At 71.6% G+C, this 22,458-nt stretch carries 18 protein-coding genes and 1 riboswitch; of the genes, 12 read left to right on the top strand and 6 right to left on the bottom strand.

Going from position 1 to position 22,458, the window contains the following annotated elements; translation table 11 throughout:
* Nucleotides 1-75 precede the first annotated feature (75 nt).
* Nucleotides 76-429, top strand: coding sequence for a hypothetical protein (locus AB0L37_RS31695; RefSeq protein ID WP_365513152.1), 354 nt, complete (start codon nucleotides 76-78; stop codon nucleotides 427-429).
* A gap of 13 nt (nucleotides 430-442) precedes the next feature.
* Here AB0L37_RS31695 and AB0L37_RS31690 read toward each other — a convergent pair whose 3' ends face one another.
* Entirely contained in the window at nucleotides 443-1,624 is a 1,182-nt protein-coding gene (locus AB0L37_RS31690) for an NlpC/P60 family protein (RefSeq protein WP_365513149.1), read from the bottom strand.
* A gap of 7 nt (nucleotides 1,625-1,631) precedes the next feature.
* Nucleotides 1,632-1,814, bottom strand: a riboswitch (cyclic di-AMP (ydaO/yuaA leader).
* A 208-nt stretch (nucleotides 1,815-2,022) separates the two neighbouring features.
* Here AB0L37_RS31690 and AB0L37_RS31685 point away from each other — a divergent pair.
* The 3 genes from AB0L37_RS31685 (at nucleotide 2,023) to pcrA (ending at nucleotide 5,207) form a co-directional block, all read left to right on the top strand.
* Nucleotides 2,023-2,259 (top strand): hypothetical protein, encoded by a 237-nt coding sequence (locus AB0L37_RS31685; RefSeq protein WP_365513146.1) that lies wholly within the window; start codon nucleotides 2,023-2,025, stop codon nucleotides 2,257-2,259.
* A gap of 5 nt (nucleotides 2,260-2,264) precedes the next feature.
* Nucleotides 2,265-2,642 carry a hypothetical protein gene (locus AB0L37_RS31680; protein WP_365513143.1) on the top strand — a complete coding sequence of 126 codons (378 nt, stop codon included), beginning with the start codon at nucleotides 2,265-2,267 and terminating at the stop codon, nucleotides 2,640-2,642.
* A 93-nt stretch (nucleotides 2,643-2,735) separates the two neighbouring features.
* Nucleotides 2,736-5,207 (top strand): DNA helicase PcrA, encoded by a 2,472-nt coding sequence (gene pcrA / locus AB0L37_RS31675; protein WP_365513141.1) that lies wholly within the window; start codon nucleotides 2,736-2,738, stop codon nucleotides 5,205-5,207.
* Between the two features lie 29 nt (nucleotides 5,208-5,236).
* On the opposite strand, the gene AB0L37_RS31670 is transcribed toward pcrA, so the two are convergent.
* Both AB0L37_RS31670 and AB0L37_RS31665 read right to left on the bottom strand, forming a co-directional pair.
* The gene (locus tag AB0L37_RS31670) at nucleotides 5,237-6,607 is read right to left on the bottom strand and encodes a peptidoglycan DD-metalloendopeptidase family protein (protein ID WP_365513138.1); all 1,371 of its coding nucleotides are present in this window, start codon (nucleotides 6,605-6,607) and stop codon (nucleotides 5,237-5,239) included.
* A gap of 208 nt (nucleotides 6,608-6,815) precedes the next feature.
* A complete protein-coding gene (locus AB0L37_RS31665; RefSeq protein WP_365513135.1) occupies nucleotides 6,816-7,745 on the bottom strand; it encodes an alpha/beta fold hydrolase in 930 nt (309 codons plus the stop codon).
* Nucleotides 7,746-8,092: 347 nt separating this feature from the next.
* Here AB0L37_RS31665 and AB0L37_RS31660 point away from each other — a divergent pair, with 347 nt between their 5' ends.
* Nucleotides 8,093-8,509, top strand: a complete 417-nt coding sequence (locus AB0L37_RS31660; protein WP_365513133.1) for a cobalamin B12-binding domain-containing protein — start codon at nucleotides 8,093-8,095, stop codon at nucleotides 8,507-8,509.
* Here AB0L37_RS31660 and AB0L37_RS31655 read toward each other — a convergent pair.
* Together AB0L37_RS31655 and AB0L37_RS31650 are read right to left on the bottom strand one after the other, a co-directional pair.
* Nucleotides 8,506-10,146, bottom strand: a complete 1,641-nt coding sequence (locus AB0L37_RS31655) for a DUF5691 domain-containing protein (protein ID WP_365513130.1) — start codon at nucleotides 10,144-10,146, stop codon at nucleotides 8,506-8,508. The genes AB0L37_RS31660 and AB0L37_RS31655 overlap by 4 nt on opposite strands.
* Nucleotides 10,147-10,339: 193 nt before the next feature.
* Nucleotides 10,340-11,683 carry an SWIM zinc finger family protein gene (locus AB0L37_RS31650; RefSeq protein WP_365513128.1) on the bottom strand — a complete coding sequence of 448 codons (1,344 nt, stop codon included), beginning with the start codon at nucleotides 11,681-11,683 and terminating at the stop codon, nucleotides 10,340-10,342.
* Nucleotides 11,684-11,803: 120 nt separating this feature from the next.
* Between AB0L37_RS31650 and AB0L37_RS31645 the strand changes: the two genes are divergently transcribed.
* The 7 genes from AB0L37_RS31645 (at nucleotide 11,804) to sucD (ending at nucleotide 21,246) form a co-directional block, all read left to right on the top strand.
* The gene (locus tag AB0L37_RS31645) at nucleotides 11,804-12,913 is read left to right on the top strand and encodes an AAA family ATPase (protein ID WP_365513126.1); all 1,110 of its coding nucleotides are present in this window, start codon (nucleotides 11,804-11,806) and stop codon (nucleotides 12,911-12,913) included.
* Nucleotides 12,910-15,150 carry a DUF5682 family protein gene (locus tag AB0L37_RS31640; protein ID WP_365513124.1) on the top strand — a complete coding sequence of 747 codons (2,241 nt, stop codon included), beginning with the start codon at nucleotides 12,910-12,912 and terminating at the stop codon, nucleotides 15,148-15,150. The genes AB0L37_RS31645 and AB0L37_RS31640 overlap by 4 nt, the downstream gene beginning before the upstream one ends.
* Before the next feature lie 228 nt (nucleotides 15,151-15,378).
* Nucleotides 15,379-16,557, top strand: a complete 1,179-nt coding sequence (locus AB0L37_RS31635) for a VWA domain-containing protein (RefSeq protein WP_365513121.1) — start codon at nucleotides 15,379-15,381, stop codon at nucleotides 16,555-16,557.
* Nucleotides 16,558-16,616: 59 nt separating this feature from the next.
* Complete coding sequence (locus AB0L37_RS31630; RefSeq protein WP_365513118.1) at nucleotides 16,617-17,513, top strand: hypothetical protein; 897 nt, start codon at nucleotides 16,617-16,619, stop codon at nucleotides 17,511-17,513.
* A 111-nt stretch (nucleotides 17,514-17,624) separates the two neighbouring features.
* The gene (locus AB0L37_RS31625; RefSeq protein WP_365513117.1) at nucleotides 17,625-18,728 is read left to right on the top strand and encodes a hypothetical protein; all 1,104 of its coding nucleotides are present in this window, start codon (nucleotides 17,625-17,627) and stop codon (nucleotides 18,726-18,728) included.
* A 436-nt stretch (nucleotides 18,729-19,164) separates the two neighbouring features.
* Nucleotides 19,165-20,343 (top strand): ADP-forming succinate--CoA ligase subunit beta, encoded by a 1,179-nt coding sequence (gene sucC / locus AB0L37_RS31620; protein ID WP_365513114.1) that lies wholly within the window; start codon nucleotides 19,165-19,167, stop codon nucleotides 20,341-20,343.
* A gap of 21 nt (nucleotides 20,344-20,364) precedes the next feature.
* Nucleotides 20,365-21,246 (top strand): succinate--CoA ligase subunit alpha, encoded by an 882-nt coding sequence (gene sucD, locus AB0L37_RS31615; RefSeq protein WP_365513111.1) that lies wholly within the window; start codon nucleotides 20,365-20,367, stop codon nucleotides 21,244-21,246.
* A gap of 66 nt (nucleotides 21,247-21,312) precedes the next feature.
* Here the strand turns inward: sucD and AB0L37_RS31610 are convergent, their stop codons facing one another.
* Entirely contained in the window at nucleotides 21,313-22,455 is a 1,143-nt protein-coding gene (locus AB0L37_RS31610) for a sigma factor-like helix-turn-helix DNA-binding protein (RefSeq protein WP_365513108.1), read from the bottom strand.
* Between the last annotated feature and the right edge of the window lie 3 nt (nucleotides 22,456-22,458).

The raw sequence follows: 22,458 nt of genomic DNA, 5'->3' as shown, positions 1-22,458 counted from the left end.
GTCCGGGTGGGGTGCGGTGGAGTCCATGGGGGAGCGGTGACGGCCGGCGATCACCGCTTGGCTACGCTCCGCCTCATGGACGTACTCATCCACATCTTCGTCGGCCTGCACATCATCGGCATCGCCTCCCTGCTCGGCGGCTTCCTCACGCAGATGTCCGCGATGGGGCAGGGCGCGGCCCGCTTCAACAAGGCCATGCTGCACGGCGCGCTGACCATGCTGGTGACCGGTGTCGCCCTCGTCGGCCTCAATCAGGCCGACGACAACACCGTGAACAACATCAAGATCGGTGTGAAGCTGGCGATCCTCATCGTCATCCTCGGCATCGTGTACGTGAAGCGCGACGAGGAGAAGGCGGAGAAGGCCCTGTTCGCGACCGTCGGCGGACTCACGATCGCGAACATCTTCATCGCCGTTCTGTGGACCTGAGGGATCCGAGGGGTCAGGCGGGCCGCACCACGCTGTGGATGGACGACGTGCCGTCGTAGTAGATGGACTCCTCGCGGACGTACGCACCCGGCTTCGGCGCGTGGATCATCATGCCGTCGCCGAGGTAGAGGCCGACGTGGCTGATGTCGTCGTAGAAGAAGACCAGGTCGCCCGGCTGGATGTCGGAGAGCGGCACCGTCGTGCCGACCTCGACCTGGTCCCAGGTGGTGCGCGGCAGCGAGATCCCCGCCGCCTTCCACGCGGCCTGCGTGAGCCCCGAGCAGTCGTACGAGTCCGGGCCCGTGGCGCCCCACACGTACGGCTTGCCCTCCTGGGCCTTGGCGAACGCGAGCGCCTTCGCCGCCTTGGTGGCGTACGAGTCGGACGTGTCCGAGGCGGACCCGGAGGAGTCCGACGAGTCCGTGGAGCCCTGCTCCTTGGCGGCGGCCTCCTCGGCGGCCTTCCGCTTCTCCTCCTCCGCGGCCTTCTGCTGTGCGGCGAGCTCGGCGGCCTTCTTCTCGGCCGCCTCCTGCTTCGCCTTCTCGATGGCCGCGAGGCGCGCCTTCTCCTCGGCCGTCAGCTTGGAGAGCAGTTCCCGCGCGTCGGACAGCTTGGTCTGCACGTCCTGCTTGGTGGTCCTCAGCTCGGTCTGCGACGTGGTGAGGTCCTTGAGGCTGGCCTGCGCCTCGGTGCGCTTCTTCGCCGTGGTGCGCTGCTGGACCTGGTAGTCGTCGACGGCCTTCTTCTGCTCGTCGGTGAGCCGGCTCATCAGCTGGCGCTGCGAGAAATAGTCCTCGGGGTCGTCCGCGAGGAACATCGTCGCCGTGTCGCTGATGCCGCCCGTGCGGTACTGCTCGGCGGCGAACCGGCCCAGCTTCTGGCGCGCCGTGTTCATCTTCTCGGTGCGCTGCGCGATGTCGTCGAGGAGCTTGTCGACCTGCTTCTTCTTGCCCTCGGTCCGTTCCTTGGCCGCGTTGTACTTCTGCGTGGACACCTCGGCCTGCCGGTACAGGGTGTCGACCTTCTTCTGCACCTCTTCGATGCTCGGCTTGTGGGGCTGCGTGGGGGCGGCCTGGGCCGTCTGCGAGAGCAGGGCGACGGAGGTGAGCGCGGCGGTCGTGATGCCGACGGCGGGTGTCGTACGAAGGCCGCCGGATATCCGGGACCGGCTGCGCGGCTTGCGGTGCGACGCCAAGGCAGGCGACTCCTTCCATGGTCCGCCTACCGGGTTAGCTGTCGGGTTCGGGCGGGTGGTGCTCGTCGTGCGGAAGGCTGCCCTACGGTCAACTGCCCGGTGCTGCCGGGCCGTTGGGCCGATTCACCCCAAGGTCGGTGGGTCCCCGGTTCCCTGCCTTGCGGCGTACGGAACTCAGCGGGGGCTGTCCGGTCGCCGCGTTGTTCGCGGGCGGGGGGACGGACTGCCCGCGCAGCACCGTAGCCAACTGGTGTTGCTGCTGTGAAGGTTGATGTTCGATATGCCCGATACATTTTCGTGACCTTGGCTACTCCTCGGGCCCGCGCCCGGCCGTACGTGGTCAATCCGGAGGGATCTGCGCCGAATTGTCCGTAGATTGACCGGAGCCTTCCCCGGAGTTGCGGAGTCCGCCGACTTGTCCGCAGTACGGCCCCGCCACCGCGGGAGCGGGCGAGGGCGGCCCCGAGGGCGACACCTGTATCGGCACCTCGGCGGGCGTCGCGAAGCTCGACCAGGACGGCGGCGGGTGCCGGAGGAAGGCGTCGTTCGTCCCCGGGCTGTCGTCGGGCGCGACGAAGGACGGCGGCTTCGCGACCGGCCTCGACGGCGTCTTTGTCTCGGGCGCCCCGTCGTAGCGGACGTGGCGGGCGACGACCTCGTCGTGGTGTCGCCGGGCGGCAGGGCCAAGCCGTTCACCGTCTTCCCGAACCGCAACGGCCACGTGGCCGTCCCCGCCTCGATCGCCCTCGGCCCCGACGGCAACCTCTACGTCGGCGACCTGAACGGCGAGGCCGCCAGGGCGACCGCCCGCGTCTGGAAGGTCAGCCCCGGCGGCAGGATCCTCGGCTGGACCTCCGGCTTCGGCCCGGTCACCGGCGTCGCGGCCGACGGACACGGCGATCTGTACGTCAGCCGGCTCTTCGCCCGGACCGTCACCAAGGCCGACCGCGCCGGGACCGTCCTGGAGGGCGGAAAGAAGTCGCCCGGCGGCCGGTTCCGGCAGATTCTGTCCTTCTGACCTGCGACTTTCCCGGATTCCGGAGTCTGTCTTCCAGCGGTGTCGCAAAGGCGGCGGCGGGGTGTCAGTGGGGCGGCCTAGACTCGTAGGGCGATGAGCAGCCTCTTTGACGACAACTTCCTGGCCAGCCTCCAGAGCGGCGCGGAGGAGCCCCCGCCGCCGCCCGAGGACACCGATCCCGCAGCAGCTCCGGAGCCGATCCCGGACGACCTGTTCGGCGGGAAGTTCGACGTGCCTCCGGCCCGGGACGCCCACTACCGCGACGGTGCGCCGCGCCCGGTCATCGACCCGGCCGCGCTCCTCGACGGGCTGAACGAGAACCAGAAGGCGGCCGTCGTGCACGGCGGCTCGCCCCTGCTCATCGTCGCGGGCGCGGGCTCCGGCAAGACCCGCGTCCTGACCCACCGGATCGCCTACCTGCTCGCCGAGCGCGGCGTCCACCCCGGCCAGATCCTCGCGATCACGTTCACGAACAAGGCCGCGGGCGAGATGAAGGAGCGCGTCGAGTCCCTCGTCGGGCCGCGGGCCAACGCGATGTGGGTCTCCACCTTCCACAGCGCGTGCGTGCGCATCCTGCGTCGCGAGTCGAAGAAGCTCGGCTTCACGTCGTCCTTCTCGATCTACGACGCCGCCGACAGCAAGCGGCTCATGGCCCTGGTCTGCCGCGACCTGGACCTGGACCCGAAGAAGTTCCCGCCGAAGTCCTTCAGCGCGAAGATCAGCAATTTGAAGAACGAGCTGATCGACGAGGAGGACTTCGCCGCCACCGCCGCCGACGGCTTCGAGAAGACCCTCGCCCAGGCCTACGCGATGTACCAGTCGCGGCTGCGCGAGGCCAACGCCCTCGACTTCGACGACCTGATCATGACGACGGTCAACCTGATGCGCGCGTTCCCGGACGTCGCCGAGCACTACCGCCGCCGCTTCCGCCACGTCATGGTCGACGAGTACCAGGACACGAACCACGCGCAGTACGCGCTGGTGAAGGAGCTGGTCGGCCCGGCCGACTCCGACCCCGCCGAGCTGTGCGTCGTGGGTGACGCCGACCAGTCGATCTACGCCTTCCGCGGCGCCACGATCCGCAACATCCTCGACTTCGAAGAGGACTATCCGGACGCGACGACGATCATGCTGGAGCAGAACTACCGCTCCACGCAGACGATCCTGACCGCGGCCAACGCGGTCATCGAGCGCAACGAATCGCGCCGCCCCAAGAACCTGTGGACGAACGCGGGCGCGGGCGCCCGGATCACCGGCTACGTCGCGGACACCGAGCACGACGAGGCGCAGTTCGTCGCCGAGGAGATCGACCGGCTCACCGACGCGGGCGACGCGAAGGCGGGCGACGTCGCCGTCTTCTACCGGACGAACGCGCAGTCCCGTGTCTTCGAAGAGATCTTCATCCGCGTCGGCCTGCCCTACAAGGTCGTCGGCGGCGTCCGCTTCTACGAGCGCAAGGAGGTCAGGGACGTCCTCGCGTATCTGCGCGTGCTGTCGAACCCCGAGGACTCCGTCCCGCTGCGCCGGATCCTGAACGTGCCGAAGCGCGGCATCGGCGACCGCGCCGAAGCGATGATCGACGCGCTCTCGCAGCGCGAGAAGATCTCCTTCCCGCAGGCGCTGCGCCGCGTCGACGAGGCGTACGGCATGGCGGCCCGCTCCACGAACGCCGTCAAGCGGTTCAACACGCTGATGGAGGACCTCCGTACGATCGTCGAGTCCGGCGCAGGACCGGCCACGGTCCTGGAGGCCGTGCTCGAACGGACCGGATATCTCGCCGAGTTGCAGGCCTCGACCGACCCGCAGGACGAGACCCGGATCGAGAACCTTCAGGAACTCGCCGCCGTGGCCCTGGAGTTCGAGCAGGAGTCCGGCGCGGCCGAGGAGAACCAGGACCAGGAGGACGTGAGCGGCGGAACGCTCTCCGACTTCCTGGAGCGCGTCGCGCTCGTCGCCGACTCCGACCAGATCCCGGACGAGGACGACGACGGCAGCGGCGTCATCACGCTGATGACCCTGCACACCGCGAAGGGCCTGGAGTTCCCGGTCGTCTTCCTGACCGGCATGGAGGACGGCGTCTTCCCGCACATGCGCTCGCTGGGCCAGACCAAGGAGCTGGAGGAGGAGCGGCGGCTCGCGTACGTCGGCATCACGCGTGCGCGCGAGCGGCTCTACCTGACGCGCTCCTCGATGCGCAGCGCCTGGGGCCAGCCCTCGTACAACCCGCCGTCCCGCTTCCTGGAGGAGATCCCGGAAGCGCACCTGGAGTGGAAGCGCAAGGGTGCCGCGGCGCCCGCGCCGTCGACGAAGAGCATCGGCGGTGGCATCGCCGCGTCGCTGTCGTCGTCCCGCTCCCGTACGACGCCCGCCTTCGCGACGCGCCGTACGAACGAGAAGCCGGTGGTGTCCCTCGCCGTCGGCGACCGCGTCACGCACGACCAGTTCGGACTCGGCACGGTCGTGGGTGTGGGCGGCTCGGGCGGGAACGCGGAGGCGACGATCGACTTCGGCGACCCCAAGCCGAAGCGGCTGCTGCTGCGGTACGCGCCGGTCGAGAAGTTGTAGCCCGGGTTGTCGCGGGCTGCGAGGGGGGCTTACGTCGGGTCGAGGCCGTGGCTGCGCAGCCACGGCAGCGGGTCGATCGCCGAGCCGCCGCCCGGCCGTACCTCGAAGTGGAGGTGCGGCCCGGTCGAGTTGCCGGAGTTGCCCGAACGCGCGATGACGTCACCGGCCTTCACCGGGCCGCTCATCACGGTGTGCGCGGAAAGGTGGCAGTACCAGGTCTCGGTACCGTCCTTGGCGGTGACGATCGCCATGTTCCCGTATGCGCTGTTCCACTGCGTGCGCACGGTGCCGTCCGTCGCGGCCATCACCGGAGTCCCGTACGAGACCGGGAAGTCGATGCCGGTGTGCACGGACATCCAGTTGATGCCGGCCTGGCCGTAGTAGGCGCTCAGGCCGTGCTCCTTCACCGGGAGCGCGAACTTCGGGCGGGCCGCCTCCTTGCGGGCGGCCTCCTCGGCGGCCTTCTTGCGGTCGGCCTCCTGCTTCGCCTTGAGGTCGATGCGCTCCTGGGTGCGGCTCGCCCGGTCGGCGAAGTCGCCCGCGTCCGCGGAGAGATCCTGAAGCTGCGTGTCCAGCTTGTTGTTGACGGCGGACGGCTTCACGGCGGTCGCGTCCGGCACCGACGCGGCCTGCGTCTCCTTGCCGTCGTCCCCGCCGCCCATCACCGACGCCGCTGCCGCTCCGGCCACGCCGATCACGCACACCGAGGGCACGGCGACGGTCAGCAGCGCCGAGCGCTTGGTGGGGGTGCGGCGGCGGGCCCGGCCGCGGGACGCCGAGCGGGGGGTGAACTCGGGCTCGGGGGAAGGGGGTTCGGGTTCGGGTTCGTGGCCCGGGGCGTGCTCGTCATGGGGCTCGGCGTGGTCGACCGGGCTGTACTGGTCCGGGATCTGCTCGTGCTCGCCGGTCGTGGCGGGATCGGCGGATCCTGCGGCGTTCCAGGCCGTGGCGTCGTACGCGCCCGAGTCGTAGGGCGTCGTGCCGAAGACCGGCGCCTCGAAGGTCTGGGTGTTCTGCGCGGCGTAGGCCTGCGTGTCCCACTGGCCCGTGTGCTGCTGCTCGTAACCGGCGCTCGCCCAGACGGCGGTCGTGTCGTAGCTGCCGGTGTCGTAGGAACCTGTGTCGTAAGCGTCGTACGTGGCCGTGGCGTACGGGTCGGCGTACGAGGCCTGTTGTTGCTGCTGGGCTGCCGTGTGCCACTGGCCCGTGTCGTAGCTGCCGGTGTCGTAGGAACCCGTGTTGTAGGAACCCGTGTTGTAGGAGCCCGCTTCGTGGGAACCCGTGTCGTACGGGTCGTTGCCAGGAAGGTCACCGAAGAGTGGATCGGTGGCGAAGCTGGTCGTGGAGTAACCGTCGTAGGTCGCGTAGTGCGCGGTCCCCGACGGATGACGGTCGTTCACCAACTTCTCTTTCGCCTCGACAACAGGGGCTGCCAGAGCAGTGCGGTGACTGTACCCGGCGGTACGCGGGCACGACAATCTTCGTCAGGTTTCACGCATTGCGGAAACGGGCAATCGGCCGTCTTTCGGTGAACTGTGGGCACTCTGTGGGCAGAGCTTGGCTCTGAGTTCGAGAACCGTTCGAGGTCGGACCGGCGTCAGGCCACCGTCAGGCCACCGTCAGGCCGCCGACCGAGTCGGCGGCGAGCGCTCCTTCCGCGGGCTCGGCATCGAGCGCCTGCCGGATACCGGCCGCCACGGCGGGGTGCACCGGAAGCGCCAGATGTCCGATCCCGGTGACCCGCACGTTCTGCACGAGCAGATCGGGGTGGTCGATGCTCGCCGTCTCCAGCGGCACCATCAACTGGTCCAGATCGCTCCAGAAGCTGACGAATCGCGTCCGGCATCCCGGTGCCGGCCGCTTCAACTCCTCGACCACCGACGAGGCCGGACGCATCTGCCGTACGAGCGGGTGCGCGTCGGCGAGCGGCGCCACGCGCGTCCCCGCGTGCGGCGTGCCGAGCGTGACGAGGGTGCGCACGCGCTCCTCGCCGCCGAGGCACTGCACGTAGTACCGGGCTATCAGGCCGCCCAGGCTGTGCCCCACGATGTCGATCCGGTCCTGGCCCGTGCGCTCGCACAGCTCCTCCACGTGCCGGGCGAGCAGCGCCGCCGCCGCCCGTATGTCGCATGTGAGAGGGGAGTAGTTGAGCGACTCGATCTGGTGCCGCCCGTGCTGCGCGAGGGAGCGGCGCAGCAGGACGAACACCGAGCGGTTGTCTATGAATCCGTGCAGGAGCAGCACCGGGGGTTTCGCCGGGGCCGGCAGGCGCGGTGCGTCGGCCAGTTCCTGGAGGTCTTCGGCCACCGGGCCCTCGTCGGGGGAGGAGCCGGGGGAGGAGGGGTGAGGCGGTCCGGGTGGCAGGGGGTGCGGGTGCCTTCGTTCCGGGAGGATGCCCGAGGGGTAGAGGAGCAGATGCCCCGCGAGGATCGCCAGCTCCAGCGCCGTCGCCTTCAGGAGCGCGATCGAGAGTCCGGCCAGTCTGGCGGGCGTCAGGTGGCAGAGCGGGCGAAAGGGCAGGGCGCTTGTGACCTTCATCGGTCGACCTCCCGTCGGCACACGGGAGAACAGCTCCGACCCCCGTGTGCGCTCATGGGGAGCCGGTCGGAGTGGTGACCAAGGTCCGGGCCGGTGTGCCGACCCAGCGGCCCGTGCGATGGCCGAAAGCACCGTGCCACCGCGCCTTGCGGCTGTCGGCGCGGTGGCACGGCGACCTCGTAGCGGCTCCCCTCGCGCCTGTCCCGGATGCGGCTCATGTGCCGCCTGATGGGTGCGTGGCGCGCAGCGAACGTGTCCCACCGTGTGATTTCCCCCTCGGTCCGCACCGCGAAACGGCCGGTTGCGGGATGCTGTCGATAACGTTCGTTCACTTCAGGGAGGCAGTGATGGGTGTGGCAGCCGGTCCGATCCGCGTGGTCGTCGCGAAGCCGGGACTCGACGGCCACGATCGCGGGGCCAAGGTGATCGCGCGGGCGCTGCGCGACGCCGGTATGGAGGTCATCTACACGGGCCTGCACCAGACGCCCGAGCAGATCGTGGACACCGCGATCCAGGAGGACGCCGACGCGATCGGGCTCTCCATCCTCTCCGGGGCGCACAACACGCTCTTCGCGCGCGTCATCGAGCTGCTCAGGGAGCGCGACGCCGAGGACATCAAGGTGTTCGGCGGCGGGATCATCCCCGAGGCCGACATCGCGCCGCTGAAGGAGAAGGGCGTCGCCGAGATCTTCACGCCCGGCGCCACCACCGCCTCCATCGTGGACTGGGTCCGGGCCAACGTGCGGCAGCCTGCCGGGGCTTAGGCCGTTTCCCCAGGGCCGGTTCCGCGCGGACCGGCTGGGGGTGGGGTCGGGGTGGTGGCGTGCGGGGTCAGTTCGTCGCGCATCGCCTTGCGCAGGCGCAGCGTTCCGACCAGGCGTTGGAACGCCTCCGCCCAGTAGCCGCCGGCCCCGGGCGCCGCGTCCTGCGGGTCCTCGACCGTGGCCGTGAGCCCTTCCAGGCGCACGGCCTCCTCGGGGTCCAGGCAGCGCTCCGCCAGGCCCATCACTCCGCTGAAACTCCACGGGTAACTCCCCGCATCCCGCGCGATGTTGAGCGCGTCGACGACCGCCCGGCCGAGCGGACGCGCCCAGGGCGTCGCGCACACCCCGAGCAGCTGGAACGCCTCGGACAGGCCGTGCGCCGCGATGAACCGCGCGACCCACTCGGCTCTTTCCTCCGCGGGCAGCGCCGCGAGCAGCTTCGACCGCTCCGCCAGGGACACCGCTCCCGGGCCCGCCGCGTCGGGTGACGTCGGTGGGCCGAGCAACGCCCGCGACCAGGCCGTGTCCTGTTGGCGTACCGCCGCTCGGCACCACGCCGCGTGCAGTTCGTCCCACCAGTCGTCGGCCACGGGCAGGGCGACTATGTCCTCCGGGGTGCGGCCGCCCAGTCGTGCCGGCCAGCGGTTCAGGGGCGCTGCTTCTATCAACTGGCCCAGCCACCAGGATCGTTCGCCTCGTCCCGCGGGGGGCTTGGCCGTGATGCCGTCCCGCTCCATCGCCGCGTCGCACTCGTGCGGGGCCTCGACGGTGATGGTCGTCGTCGTGGTGGTGGTCGTGAGGTCCAGGGATACGCAGGTCAGGGCGCGGTCCGCCATGCGTGCGGCCAGGGCCGAGTTCGGCAGGGCCGAGAGGAGTTCGGCCGCCGTCGCTCTGACGTTGCGGCTGCGGTCGGTCAGGGCCTGCTCCAGGAAGGGCTCGTCGGCGTCCGTGAGTCCCGTGCGGAGGGAGTCGAGGAACATCAGGCGGTCCTCGGCGCGCTCGGTGGACCAGGTGCCGGCGAGGAGGGTGCGGGCCGCTTCCGGGGTGTGGGCGCGGACGGCGGCCAGGAGTGCGACCCGTTCGGCGAACAGGCCCTCCTGCCAGAGGAGTTCGACCTGTTCCATGTCGTCCGGGGCGGGGAGGGCGGTGCCCGCGCCGGGTGTCGCGCGCAGGGCGAACTTCCAGTCCGGGTTGAGGTGGGCCAGCCACAGGGCGCGCGGGCCCGCGAACGTGAGAGCTTGCGGGCGCAGGTCCGTGCGGCCTCTGGCCGCGTCCAGGAGGGCGGGCAGGAGTTCGGGCGGGGGTGCGTAGCCCTGGGCGTTCGCCGTGGCGAGCCACTGGGGGAGGAGTTCCAGGAGGTCGGGGGCGGAGCCTCGGCGGGTGGTGGCGGTGCCGGGGCGGTCGGCGAGCAGGGTTGCCAGGCGGTGGCGGGCCGGGGTGGGCAGGGGTGGGCGGGGGTCCGGTGCGGCCGGCTCGGGGTGGGGGGCGGCCGTGGCGGGGCGGAGGCCTGCGCGGCGGCGGACCGTGTTCAGTGCCGCCTCGTCCAGGAGTGCCCGGGGGGTGTCCGGGGTGGTGCCCCGGCGGCGGTCCGTGCCCAGCAGTGCCGTGGTGACCAGGGTTTCCCAGGGTGTGTTCACTTTGCTCTCCGTTGTTCGCCGTCGGTCGGTGGGTGGGGGCGGGGCCGTGTCGGGGTACCTCCTCGGCCGGATTGGTGTCCTCGTTTCCGGACGACCAATGTCGGTTCGGGTGCGCTGAGTGCCTGCGGTGTCCTGCGGGGGCACCCCGACACGTCCCCTCCCGTTGACTTGCGACTGCGGGTGCGTCGTCGTGTCAGCGGAGGGGGATCACTTCTGGGGCGGTTGTCGGCTGCCAGGTGGACAGGGGGGTGAAGCCCCTGTGGCCGCATTCGCCGAAGACGGTGACGGGGGCGCCGGCCGAGAGGGCCACCAGGCGCCAGAGGCCGGGGTGAGTGGCGGCGTGGGGGGTGAGGGGGAGGGCCGTTTTGCCCTCGGCGTCCGCCAGTTGCCAGTCGCCCTCGGGGGTCTGGGTCGGTATGACGTCCGACAGCGTTGTCGGCCAGGACTCCAGCCATGGGTCCTGGGTGAGGGCGTGGGCGTAGGTGGTCAGGGCTGTTGTCGTGTCAACTCCTGGGGGGTGGGTGGTTGTTGGGTGGGGGGTTGTGTGTTGGTGCAGTAGGTCTGCTCTGTGTGTGGCCGGGCCTGGGTGGGGGCGGATCTCGGCGTCCAGGGTCAGGCCCGGGGGGAGGGCCAGGGTGGGGGCGCGGCCCGCTGCTCCGTAGTTGAGGAGCAAGGCCGTGCGGGTCGACCGGGTGCCGTAGAGCCAGATGCGGCGGGTGGTGAGGTGGCCCTCTGTTGCGTCGTGTTGGGAGAGGATCAGCCAGTGGTCGCGGGTGGTGGGGGTGGTTGTGGTTGTGGTTGTGGGGAGGCCTATGTGGGTGCGGACTGTGGTGGCCAGGGGTGGGGGGAGGGTGTCGCGGTGCAGCCAGCCCTGGGTGAGGAGGTGGGTGAGGGCGCATTCCTCCAGGAGGCGGGTTGGCCAGCCCGGGCCTGAGGCCGGGATGGCGCCCAAGTCCCTTACGCGGGAGGCCAGTCCGGGTGCCTGCGCGTCGACCATGCGGGCCGCTGTCTCCTCCCACAGGGCGTAGCCCGACTGCTCCGTCTGGGCGAGGCCGCCGCGCAGGAGGTCGGTCAGGCGCTGTTCAAGTTCTGTGGCGCCGGACGTGATCCGCTGGGCCCGTCGTTCGGCCCTGCGGCGCGCCGCCTCGGGGTCGGCGGGGGGTGGCGGGGCGTCGGGTGCCGGCTTTGCGCGTGCCCGGCGGGCGTTCAGCCACTCGGCCGCCCAGTCGGGTGGGGCTTGGGTGGGTGTGTGTGCTTCGTTCGCTGACCAGAGGAGCAGCAGGCCCAGTGCGTGTTTGCACGGGAACTTGCGGCTCGGGCAGCTGCATGTGTAGGCCGGGCCGCTGATGTCCACGATCGTCTGGTACGGCTTGCTGCCGCTTCCCCTGCACTGTCCCCATACCGCCCCCTCGTCCGAACTCCCGGTCTGTGACCAGGGTTCCGCTGTACCGAGCTTGCTTCCCGCTTTGCGCGACGCCGGGTCAGGTGCCAGTGCGAGCACCTGGTCCGCCGTCCAGCGCACCCCCTGCTGAGTCATGTCTTCGACGGTAGATCCCGCCACTGACAATCGGTTTGACCTGCGGGAACGGTCGATTGTCAGTGGCGTGGTGCACCGTGGAATCCAGCGTGAGCCACGTGAGTTGGAGGGGGATGCGTCATGACCGTTTCCGTTGAGGACCAGGTTGACGGCGGGGTGCTGCGGCCGCATGCCGAGGATGCGTTCGCGGGGGAGCTGGCGGCGCTGGCCGCGCAGGACGACCGGCCGCGGCCGGCGCGTTGGCGGCTTTCGCCGTGGGCCGTCGCCACGTATCTGCTGGGCGGCACGCTGCCCGACGGCACGGTGATCACGCCGAAGTACGTGGGGCCGCGGCGGATCGTCGAGGTTGCCGTGACGACCCTGGCGACCGACCGGGCGCTGCTGCTGCTCGGGGTTCCCGGCACCGCCAAGACCTGGGTGTCCGAGCACCTCGCGGCCGCCGTGAGCGGGGACTCCACCCTGCTCGTGCAGGGCACGGCCGGCACGCCGGAGGAGGCCATCCGGTACGGGTGGAACTACGCGCAGTTGCTCGCGCACGGGCCCAGTCGGGGCGCGTTGGTGCCCAGCCCTGTCATGCGGGCGATGGCGGAGGGGATGACCGCTCGGGTCGAGGAGCTGACGCGTATCCCCGCCGATGTGCAGGACACGCTGATCACGATCCTGTCGGAGAAGACCCTGCCGATACCGGAGTTGGGGGAGGAGGTGCAGGCCGTGCGGGGGTTCAATCTGATCGCCACGGCCAATGACCGGGACCGGGGGGTCAATGATCTGTCGAGTGCGCTGCGGCGGCGGTTCAACACGGTGGTGCTGCCGCTGCCGGCGACCGTGGAGGACGAGGTCGACATCGTCTCGCGGCGGGTCGAACAGGTGGGGCGGTCCTTGGAGTTGCCCAGCGCTCCGGAGGGGGTCGACGAGATCCGGCGGGTCGTCACCGTCTTTCGCGAGCTGCGTGACGGGGTGACCGCTGACGGGCGGACGAAGGTGAAGTCGCCCAGCGGGACGTTGTCGACGGCCGAGGCCATTTCTGTGGTGACGAACGGGCTCGCGCTCTCCGCCCACTTCGGGGACGGCGTGCTGCGGCCGTCCGACATCGCCGCCGGGATCCTCGGCGCGGTGGTGCGCGATCCGGCGGCGGACCGAGTCGTCTGGCAGGAGTATCTGGAGGCCGTGGTCCGCGAGCGGGACGGGTGGAAGGACTTCTACCGGGCCTGCCGCGAGGTGAGCGCATGACAGCCCCGCTGCTGCTCGGGGTGCGGCATCACGGGCCCGGGTCCGCGCGAGCCGTGCGGCGCGCCCTCGGGGCCGCCGCGCCGGGGGTGGTGCTGATCGAAGGGCCGCCCGAGGCCGACGGGCTGGTCGCCCTCGCCGCCGAGGAGGACATGCGGCCGCCCGTCGCGCTGCTCGCCCATGTCGTGGACGAGCCGGGGAAGTCGGCGTTCTGGCCGTTCGCCGAGTTCTCGCCCGAGTGGGTCGCCCTCCGGTGGGCCCTGGAGCACGAGGTGCCGGTTCGCTTCATCGATCTGCCAGCGGCCCACGGTCTCGCGATGCGGGAGGCCGAGGAGGGGGGTGGGGAGGGAGACGCCGATGTGCGGGTCGATCCGTTGCGGGTGCTCGCCGAGACCGCCGGGTACGACGACGCGGAGCGGTGGTGGGAGGACGTCGTCGAGCACCGGGAGGGCGATGCGTTCGCCGCCCTCGGTGAGGCGATGAGTGCGCTGCGCGAGTCGTACGGGGACGGCGGGCACGGCCGTGATGCCGTGCGCGAGGCCTATATGAGGCTGCAAGTGCGCGCCGCTCAGCGGGAGTTCGGTGACGGTGGTGGCGTTGCGGTCGTGTGCGGGGCTTGGCATGTGCCCGCGCTGCGGCAGAAGACCACGGTGGCCGCCGACCGCGCCCTGCTCAAGGGGCTGCCCAGAGCGAAGGTCGACATGACGTGGGTGCCGTGGACCCATCGCCGCCTCGCCCGCGCCAGTGGGTACGGGGCGGGGATCGAGTCGCCCGGCTGGTACGGGCATCTGTTCAGCGCGCCCGACCGGCCCGTCGAGCGCTGGCTGACCAAGGTCGCCGGGCTGCTGCGCGACGAGGACCGCATCGTGTCGTCCGCCCATGTCATCGAGGCCGTACGGCTCGCGGAGACTCTCGCCGTGATGCGCGGGCGGCCGCTCGCCGGCCTGACCGAGACGACCGACGCCGTGCGGGCCGTGCTGTGCGAGGGCTCGGACGTCCCGCTGTCGCTCATCCACGACAAGCTCGTCGTCGGCGATGTTCTGGGGGAGGTGCCGGAGGGCGCGCCCGCCGTTCCGTTGCAGCGCGACCTCACCCGGCAGCAGCGCAGCCTGCGGCTCAAACCGGCAGCGCTGGAGAAGGAGTTGGACCTCGACCTGCGGGGCGACACGGACGCCGCGCGCAGTCGGCTGCTGCACCGGCTGCGGCTGCTCGGCGTCGCCTGGGGCGAACCGGCCACGTCCGCGCGCGGCTCCACCGGCACGTTCCGGGAGACCTGGCGGCTGCGCTGGGAGCCCGAGCTGTCGGTGCGGGTCGCCGAGGCCGGCGTATGGGGCACGACCGTGGACGCGGCGGCGACCGCCAAGGCCGAGTCCGACGCCGTCGCCGCGCCCGCCCTCGCCGACGTCACGGCACTGGCCGAACTCTGCCTGCGCGCGGGCCTGTCCGAGGCGCTGCCCGTCGTCATGAGCGTGCTCGCCGACCGCGCCGCCCTCGACACGGACGTCGGCCACCTCGCCAGGGCCCTGCCCGCCCTCGTTCGCGCCCTGCGCTACGGCGATGTGCGCGGCACCGACACCGGCGCCCTCGCCGAGGTGGCGACGGGCCTCGCCCACCGCGTCTTCGTCGGCCTGCCCCCGGCGTGCGCGGGGCTCGACACGGACGCGGCGACCGAGATGCGCGGCCACGTCGACGCCGTGCACTCCGCGGTCGCGCTCCTGGAGGACGCCGAACTGCACGACCGCTGGCGGGTGGTGCTGCGCACGCTCGCCGTGCGGGACAGCGTGACCGGGATCGTCCGGGGCCGGTGCGCGCGGATCCTCCTCGACGAGGGCTCCCTCGGCGAGGAGGAGGCGGCGCGCCTGATGAGCCTCGCCCTCTCGCCGGGGACGCCGCCGGTCGAGGCCGCCGCGTGGATCGAGGGGTTCGTCGGGGGCGGTTCGGGCGGGCTGCTCCTTGTGCACGACGAGAGGCTGCTCGGGCTTGTGGACGCGTGGCTGACGGGGGTCGGGGCGGAGGCGTTCACCGACGTGCTGCCGCTGCTGCGGCGCACGTTCTCGGCGTACGAGTCGGGGGTGCGGCGGACGTTGGGCGAGCTCGTCCGCCGCGGGCCCTCCGGAGGTTCGGCAGAGGTGGGGTCGGGGTCGTCGCGGGGGTTCGGGGAGGAGTTGGACGTGGGGCGGGGGGACGCGGTGGTGGGGGTTGTGCGGTTGCTGCTCGGGGCGGGGGCCGGGGCCGGGTGAGGGGTGGGGTGGTTGGGGTGCGTTGCCGGGTGGGGCGTGCGTCGTGGCTGGTCGCGCCCCGTGGCGGAGCCGCCGATGGCACAGCTCCGCGCCCCTGAAGCATGCGTTGCGCGCAGCTTCCCCAGGGGTGCGGGGAACTGCGCGAGCGACCCCCACCCACCCGCAGGCGCGGACGGACCGCACCACGCAGATGGACAGGGCTACCAACGACCAGATGGAGGCGGGGAGATGACCGGGAGCACGTTGGACGGGGACGAGCGGCTGCGGCGGTGGCGGATGGTGCTCGGGGGAGATGCCGCCGAGGGGACCGGGTGTGCGCTCGGGGGGCGGGACGCCGCGATGGACGGTGCCCTCACCGCGCTGTACGGAGGCGGCGACGGGTCGGCCCGCGGAGCCGATCGGCGCGCCGGGCTCGGGGCCTCCGCCCCGTCCGTCGCCCGCTGGCTCGGCGACATACGCACGTACTTCCCGTCGTCCGTCGTCCAGGTCATGCAGCGCGACGCCATCGACCGCCTCGGCCTGTCCGCGCTGCTGCTCGAACCGGAGATGCTGGAGGCCGTGGAGGCCGACGTGCACCTCGTCGGCACGCTGCTCTCCCTCAACAAGGCGATGCCGGAGACGACGAAGGAGACGGCGCGGGCCGTCGTGCGCAAGGTCGTCGAGGACCTGGAGCGCAAGCTCGCCACCCGTACCCGGGCCACGCTCACCGGCGCCCTCGACCGCAGCGCCCGCGTGAGCCGCCCGCGCCACCACGACATCGACTGGAACCGCACGATCGCGGCCAACCTCAAGCACTACCTGCCCGAGTACCGCACCGTCGTGCCCGAGCGGCTCATCGGGTACGGGCGGGCCTCGCAGTCCGTGAAGAAGGAGGTCGTCCTCTGCATCGACCAGTCGGGCTCGATGGCCGCGTCCGTCGTCTACGCCTCGGTCTTCGGGGCCGTGCTCGCCTCGATGCGGTCGATACGGACCCGGCTGGTCGTCTTCGACACCGCCGTCGTCGACCTCACCGATCAGCTCGACGACCCCGTCGACGTCCTCTTCGGCACCCAGCTCGGCGGCGGCACCGACATCAACCGGGCGCTCGCGTACTGCCAGTCGCAGATCACCCGGCCCGCCGAGACGGTCGTCGTGCTGATCTCCGACCTCTACGAGGGCGGTATCCGTGACGAGATGCTGAAGCGGGTCGCCGCGATGAAGGCGTCCGGCGTCCAGTTCGTGACGCTGCTCGCGCTCTCCGACGAAGGCACGCCCGCCTACGACCGGGAGCACGCGGCGGCGCTCGCCGGGCTCGGCGCGCCGGCGTTCGCCTGCACGCCCGATCTCTTCCCCGACGTCATGGCCGCCGCCATCGAGAAGCGACCGCTGCCCATACCGGATGAAGCAGACATGAGTACCCATCGGTAACAAGGGGTGACACGGGGCTTGCGCAGCCTCCCGCGTGCCGTGCGAGGATCGGCGGCACCGTGACTCCCTCGACGACTCCTCCCGCACCCGCCGCGCGCCTGTTGCGCACGGCGGCCGGGCGGCGCGCGCTCCAACTGGCGCTGCTGCTCGGCGGGTTGGTCGCCCTCGGCCTTCTCTGCGGCGGCCGGGCCCACGCGGACGACACCTCCACCGCGCTCGCGCCCCGCGCCGCGGCGGTCGGCGAGCGTGTGGCCGAACCCGTGGAGCGCGTGGCCGAACCCGTGCGCGAGGCGCGGGCGAGGGTCGTCGAGCCGGTGCGCGAGAAGGTCGTGCGGCCCGCCGTCGACACGGCGCGGAAGGTGACGGAGCCGGTCGGTGACGCGGAGCTGATCCATGCCGCCACCGACATCGCCACCGGTGTGACCGGCACGGTGTCCCGGGTGACCGGAGACGCCGTCGGCGGCCTCGCCTCCGTAACCCCCGAACCCCTTCCGTCCGGCGCCGCGGACCTGCCCGCGCTGCCCGAACTCCCCGCGCCGCCCGGCCAGTCCGAACCCCCGGCCGCGCAGCCCGCGCCCGCCCCGCCCGCATCGCCGGCTCCGCACCACGCGGACCCGGCGCCTCGGTCCGGGGCGCGTCCGGCCGAGGCGCCCGCGGGCCCGGCGGCGTACGGCACCGCGTGGTTCGGCGACGTACACGGGACGCACCCGCACCACGCGGATGCCGCCGGGCGCATCGCCGTACACCCCGCCGAGCCCGGCGTTCCGGCGCGGCCCGACGGGATCCCCTCGGCCAACGCGTCCGCGGGGGACGGCGGTTCGACCCGGCACGGAGATCTGCACGCGGCGGCGTTCGGCGCCCGGGTGCCCGTGCTGCTGCCGCCCGGCGCGCTCGCGTCCGGCCGGCCCGCGCCGGTGGCCGACCGGCATCGCGACATTCCCGAATTCCCCGGCTAGGGCAGCCAGTTCCCCGCTCGTGACCTGCCGCGCGGGGGCGGAACAGGTCTGCCCACCCCGGACACCCCCTCCGTCCGGGACAGCCAGGAATTCGAAGGAACAGACGTACCCATGAACAAGAACATCCGCCGCTCGATCGTCATAGCCGCCGGCGTCTCCGGTGCCTGGGCCCTCGGTTCGGCCGTCGCCAGCGCCGACGAACTGCCCGCGCACGCGGTGTCGGTCCCCGACGTGGCCGGCGACATCGTCTCCGACGCGCAGGACACCATCGCGCAGGACACCACCCTCCAGGACACCACCCTCCAGGACACCACCCTCCAGAACACCACCCTCCAGAACACCACCGTCCACGACACCGCCTCGCAGGCCACGGCGAAGGTCACCGAGGCCAAGGCCACCGGCAACAAGGTCACCGGCAACAAGGCCACCGCCACCACCGACGCCGTCAGGAAGCACGTCACCCCCGCCACCGCCGACGCCGTCGCCGACCCCCGGGGCGACGTCGACTACCTCTTCGGCCCGCTCGCCGCCTTCGCCCCGCACCTGGACGAGACGACCACCGCCGCGGGCCCCGTCGTCGACGAGACGGCCGCCGCCGTGCTGCCGCCCGTCGCCGCCACCGCCGTGCACGGCGTGGTCCCGGTCGCGGGGCAGGCCGTCGGGGACGTGACCGTGCTCGCGGACGGCGCCGTCGCGGACGTCACTCCGTTCGTGTCCACGGTCGTCGGCGACGAGGTCGCCCCCTTCGCCACCGGCGTGACCGGGCAGGTGCGGCCGCTGGCCGGCGGGGTCGCCGGTGAGGTCGGGCCGTTCGCGCGGGGTGTGGTCCTCGGTGACGTGGCGCCGTTCGCCGGCGGCGTCGTGGGCTCGGTGTCGCCGCTCGTGGAGACGGTCGTCGACCAGGTCCGGCCGGTCGTCGACGGCGTCGGCACCAGCGCGCACGGGCTCGCGCGGGGTGTCACCGGTGAGGTGGCGCCGTTCGCGTACGGAGTGGCCGGCGAGCATGTCGCGCCCTTCGCGCAGACCGTGGTCGGCGAGAACGTGGCCCCGCTCGCGGGTGGCGTCGCCGGCGAGGCCGTCCCGTTCGCCCAGGACCTGACCGGCACCGTCACCTCTGACGCCCACCCCCTCGCGGGCAACGCGGTCACCGGCGTCCAGGGCGTCGCGGACTCCGTCGCGCCGAGCTACGTGCGCGGCTACGTCCAGCACATCTAGCCACCCCCCCAGTAACCCCCCAGCACCCCCCAGAAAAAAGCAGCCCCGAAGCCGACGCCGGTGGCCCGGACGGCCGAAAGCCGTCGGCCCGATCCGGACAGTGACCGGCGAGGGGTGGGCGGCCCGTGGGGACGGGCCGCCCGACCTGGGCCCCTTTGTGGAAGTACGGGGCCCTTCGGGCGGCCTCATCGCACGTACCCCCGTGCGGTGAGGCCGCGCAAACAGGACGCTCTGTGACCGGTATCACCGCTCAGGTGTGATCTGCGATTTAGAAGGCATAGCTGCGCGGCGATAACCTGCGAGACGGACATGCCGCGTACCCGGCCACTGTGTACGCCTCGTACGCCTCCCTAGTGACAGCGGAGTCACGTTGCCCATTCGCGGCACGCCCACGCAGGAAATCGAACCGCGAGATCACTGATAGGGACGGACGCGCGTGGACCTGTTCGAGTACCAGGCGAGGGACCTCTTCGCCAAGCACGGTGTACCGGTGCTGGCCGGTGAAGTCATCGACACGCCTGAGGCAGCCCGCGAGGCGACCGAGCGTCTTGGCGGCAAGTCTGTCGTCAAGGCCCAGGTGAAGGTAGGCGGCCGCGGTAAGGCCGGCGGCGTCAAGCTCGCCGCGAACGCCGACGAGGCCGTGGCCCGTGCCACCGACATCCTCGGGATGGACATCAAGGGCCACACGGTCCACAAGGTGATGATCGCCGAGCTGTCTCCGGAGATCGAGGCGGAGTACTACGTCTCGTACCTTCTCGACCGCACCAACCGCACCTTCCTGGCCATGGCCTCGGTGCAGGGCGGCATGGACATCGAGGAGGTCGCGGAGAAGACCCCCGAGGCCCTCGCGAAGGTCCCGGTCAACGCCGTGGACGGCGTGGACATCGTCAAGGCCCGCGAGATCGTGGCCCAGGCGAAGTTCCCGGCCGACGTGGCCGAGGGCGTCGCCGAGGCCCTGGTCACCCTGTGGGACACCTTCGTCGCCGAGGACGCGCTCCTCGTCGAGGTGAACCCGCTGGTCAAGACCAAGGACGGCCGCATCCTGGCGCTGGACGGCAAGGTGTCCCTGGACGCCAACGCCGACTTCCGTCAGCCGGAGCACGAGGCCCTCGAGGACAAGGACGCGGCCGACCCGCTCGAGGCCGCTGCCAAGGCCAAGGGCCTCAACTACGTCAAGCTCGACGGCGAGGTCGGCATCATCGGTAACGGTGCCGGTCTGGTCATGTCGACGCTGGACGTCGTCGCGTACGCCGGTGAGAACCACGGCGGCGTGAAGCCGGCCAACTTCCTCGACATCGGTGGCGGCGCCTCCGCCCAGGTGATGGCGAACGGCCTGGAGATCATCCTCGGCGACCCGGACGTCAAGTCCGTGTTCGTCAACGTCTTCGGCGGCATCACCGCCTGCGACGAGGTCGCCAACGGCATCGTCCAGGCGCTCGCGCTCCTGGAGGAGAAGGGCGAGAAGGTCGAGAAGCCGCTCGTCGTGCGCCTCGACGGCAACAACGCCGAGCTGGGTCGCAAGATCCTCTCCGACGCCAACCACCCGCTGGTTCAGCGCGTGGACACCATGGACGGCGCGGCCGACAAGGCCGCCGAGCTCGCGGCCGCGAAGTAAGGGACGAGGGACAGAACAGCCATGGCTATCTTCCTCAACAAGGACAGCAAGGTCATCGTCCAGGGCATGACCGGTGCCACGGGCATGAAGCACACCAAGCTCATGCTGGCCGACGGCACGAACATCGTCGGTGGCGTGAACCCGCGCAAGGCGGGCACGTCGGTCGACTTCGACGGCACCGAGGTCCCGGTCTTCGGCACCGTCGCCGAGGCGATGGAGAAGACGGGCGCCAACGTCTCCGTCCTCTTCGTCCCGCCGGCCTTCTCCAAGGCCGCCGTGGTCGAGGCGATCGACGCCGAGATCCCCCTCGCCGTCGTCATCACCGAGGGCATCGCCGTCCACGACTCCGCCGCCTTCTGGGCGTACGCGCAGTCGAAGGGCAACAAGACCCGCATCATCGGCCCGAACTGCCCCGGTCTCATCACCCCGGGCCAGTCGAACGCCGGCATCATCCCGGGCGACATCACGAAGCCGGGCCGTATCGGCCTGGTCTCGAAGTCCGGCACGCTGACGTACCAGATGATGTACGAGCTCCGTGACATCGGCTTCTCGTCGGCCGTCGGCATCGGTGGCGACCCGGTCATCGGCACCACGCACATCGACGCCCTCGAGGCGTTCGAGGCGGACCCCGACACCGACCTGATCGTGATGATCGGTGAGATCGGCGGCGACGCCGAGGAGCGTGCGGCGGACTACATCGCCAAGCACGTCACCAAGCCGGTCGTCGGCTACGTCGCGGGCTTCACCGCCCCCGAGGGCAAGACCATGGGCCACGCCGGCGCCATCGTCTCCGGTTCGTCGGGCACCGCCCAGGCGAAGAAGGAGGCCCTGGAGGCCGCGGGCGTCAAGGTCGGCAAGACCCCGACCGAGACCGCCAAGCTGGCCCGCGAGCTGCTTTCGTAGTCCGTACGCCGTGACGCCAGTGGGCCCGCACCTTTTCGAAGGTGCGGGCCCACTGGCGTCACGGGACTACTCGGCGGCCGGTGCGAGCCGTTCCGGGCCGCCGCTCAGCTCGGCCCGCAGCTTGCGCCGCAGCTCCCGCTCGTGCTCCGACAGAGGCCCGGGCCCGGTCAGGGCGGGGACACCGCTGATCGGGGCGCCGGGCGCGGGCACCGGCTCGTAGTGCGTCGGCGCCACCCGCAGGGTCAGCGCCGTCGCGCCGACGATCACGACGGTCACCGCGATCGCGGCCCGCGTCCAGAACCGGACGCGCTTCTCGCCGCCGGTGCGCACCAGCGTCGACCCCGGCGCGTCGAGCTTCTCCGCGCCCGCCAGCTCGGTGAGCCGCCGGTGCAGCTGCTCCGGCACGGCCAGCTCGGGGAACTGCTCGGCGACCGCCTCGCGGGCGTGCAGGATGCGGTTGGCGGCGGCCGGGGTGGAGGCCTCCGTCTCGGCGGCGGTCTCCGGCAGGTCGAGACCCACGCCGTCGTAGAGCAGCAGGGTGCGCCGGTACGCGGGCGGCAGGCTCAGGAGTACGTCGAGGAGCTTGCGGTCCTCCGGGTCGGCGGGCGGCGCGTCCGGGTGGCGGTGCGCCGGGCGCATCCGGTGCCACGGCGACATCGCGTACTCGTACGCCGCCGCCCGCACCCAGCCCGCCGGGTCCGGGTCGACGGCGACCTCGGGCCAGCGCTGCCAGGCCAGCTGGAAGGCGCGCTCCACGGACTCGCGGGCGAGCGTGCGGCGGCCGGTGAGCAGGTAGGTCTGGCGCACGAGGAGATGGGCGGTGTGCGTGTAGAGGAGGTCGAAGGCCTGGGCCGGGGTCATCGGGGGAGCCGGGTCGGCCTCGGGCTCGGGTTCGAGGCGTGCCTTTCGGGGCGGCGTCCGCTTGGCCAGGTCCACCGGTGGAGCTGCCGACGATGCCGTCGCCGCCGCCGGTGCCGCCGCGACGGACACCAGCTCCGGTTGCGGCTTGCCCGCCGGCTCCGTGAGCAACCGCGCGTAGACCTCCCGCTTGCGCCCTCTGGGGGAGGTGCGTCCGGTCTCCCAGGACCGGACCGTTTCGCGTGTCACGCCGACCTTCGCGGCGACCTGAGCCTGCGTCAGGGACTTCGCCTCGCGGAGCCTGCGGCGCTCCTTGGGCGTCGGCAGTGGGGTGGCAGGGCTCTGCGTCATGGG

Source organism: Streptomyces sp. NPDC052225 (assembly GCF_040679615.1).
In the GTDB taxonomy this organism is placed as follows: Bacteria; Actinomycetota; Actinomycetes; order Streptomycetales; family Streptomycetaceae; genus Streptomyces.
This window is presented reverse-complemented; position numbering and strand designations above follow the sequence as displayed.

Bases quoted from the DNA above. Each gene is read 5' to 3' on its own strand.
- AB0L37_RS31695 (WP_365513152.1), top strand. From the start codon at position 76: ATGGACGTACTCATCCACATCTTCGTCGGCCTGCACATCATCGGCATC.
- pcrA (WP_365513141.1), top strand. From the start codon at position 2,736: ATGAGCAGCCTCTTTGACGACAACTTCCTGGCCAGCCTCCAGAGCGGC.
- AB0L37_RS31665 (WP_365513135.1), bottom strand. From the start codon at position 7,745: ATGAAGGTCACAAGCGCCCTGCCCTTTCGCCCGCTCTGCCACCTGACG.
- AB0L37_RS31660 (WP_365513133.1), top strand. From the start codon at position 8,093: ATGGGTGTGGCAGCCGGTCCGATCCGCGTGGTCGTCGCGAAGCCGGGA.
- AB0L37_RS31650 (WP_365513128.1), bottom strand. From the start codon at position 11,683: ATGACTCAGCAGGGGGTGCGCTGGACGGCGGACCAGGTGCTCGCACTG.
- AB0L37_RS31645 (WP_365513126.1), top strand. From the start codon at position 11,804: ATGACCGTTTCCGTTGAGGACCAGGTTGACGGCGGGGTGCTGCGGCCG.
- AB0L37_RS31640 (WP_365513124.1), top strand. From the start codon at position 12,910: ATGACAGCCCCGCTGCTGCTCGGGGTGCGGCATCACGGGCCCGGGTCC.
- AB0L37_RS31635 (WP_365513121.1), top strand. From the start codon at position 15,379: ATGACCGGGAGCACGTTGGACGGGGACGAGCGGCTGCGGCGGTGGCGG.
- AB0L37_RS31625 (WP_365513117.1), top strand. From the start codon at position 17,625: ATGAACAAGAACATCCGCCGCTCGATCGTCATAGCCGCCGGCGTCTCC.
- sucD (WP_365513111.1), top strand. From the start codon at position 20,365: ATGGCTATCTTCCTCAACAAGGACAGCAAGGTCATCGTCCAGGGCATG.
- AB0L37_RS31610 (WP_365513108.1), bottom strand. From the start codon at position 22,455: ATGACGCAGAGCCCTGCCACCCCACTGCCGACGCCCAAGGAGCGCCGC.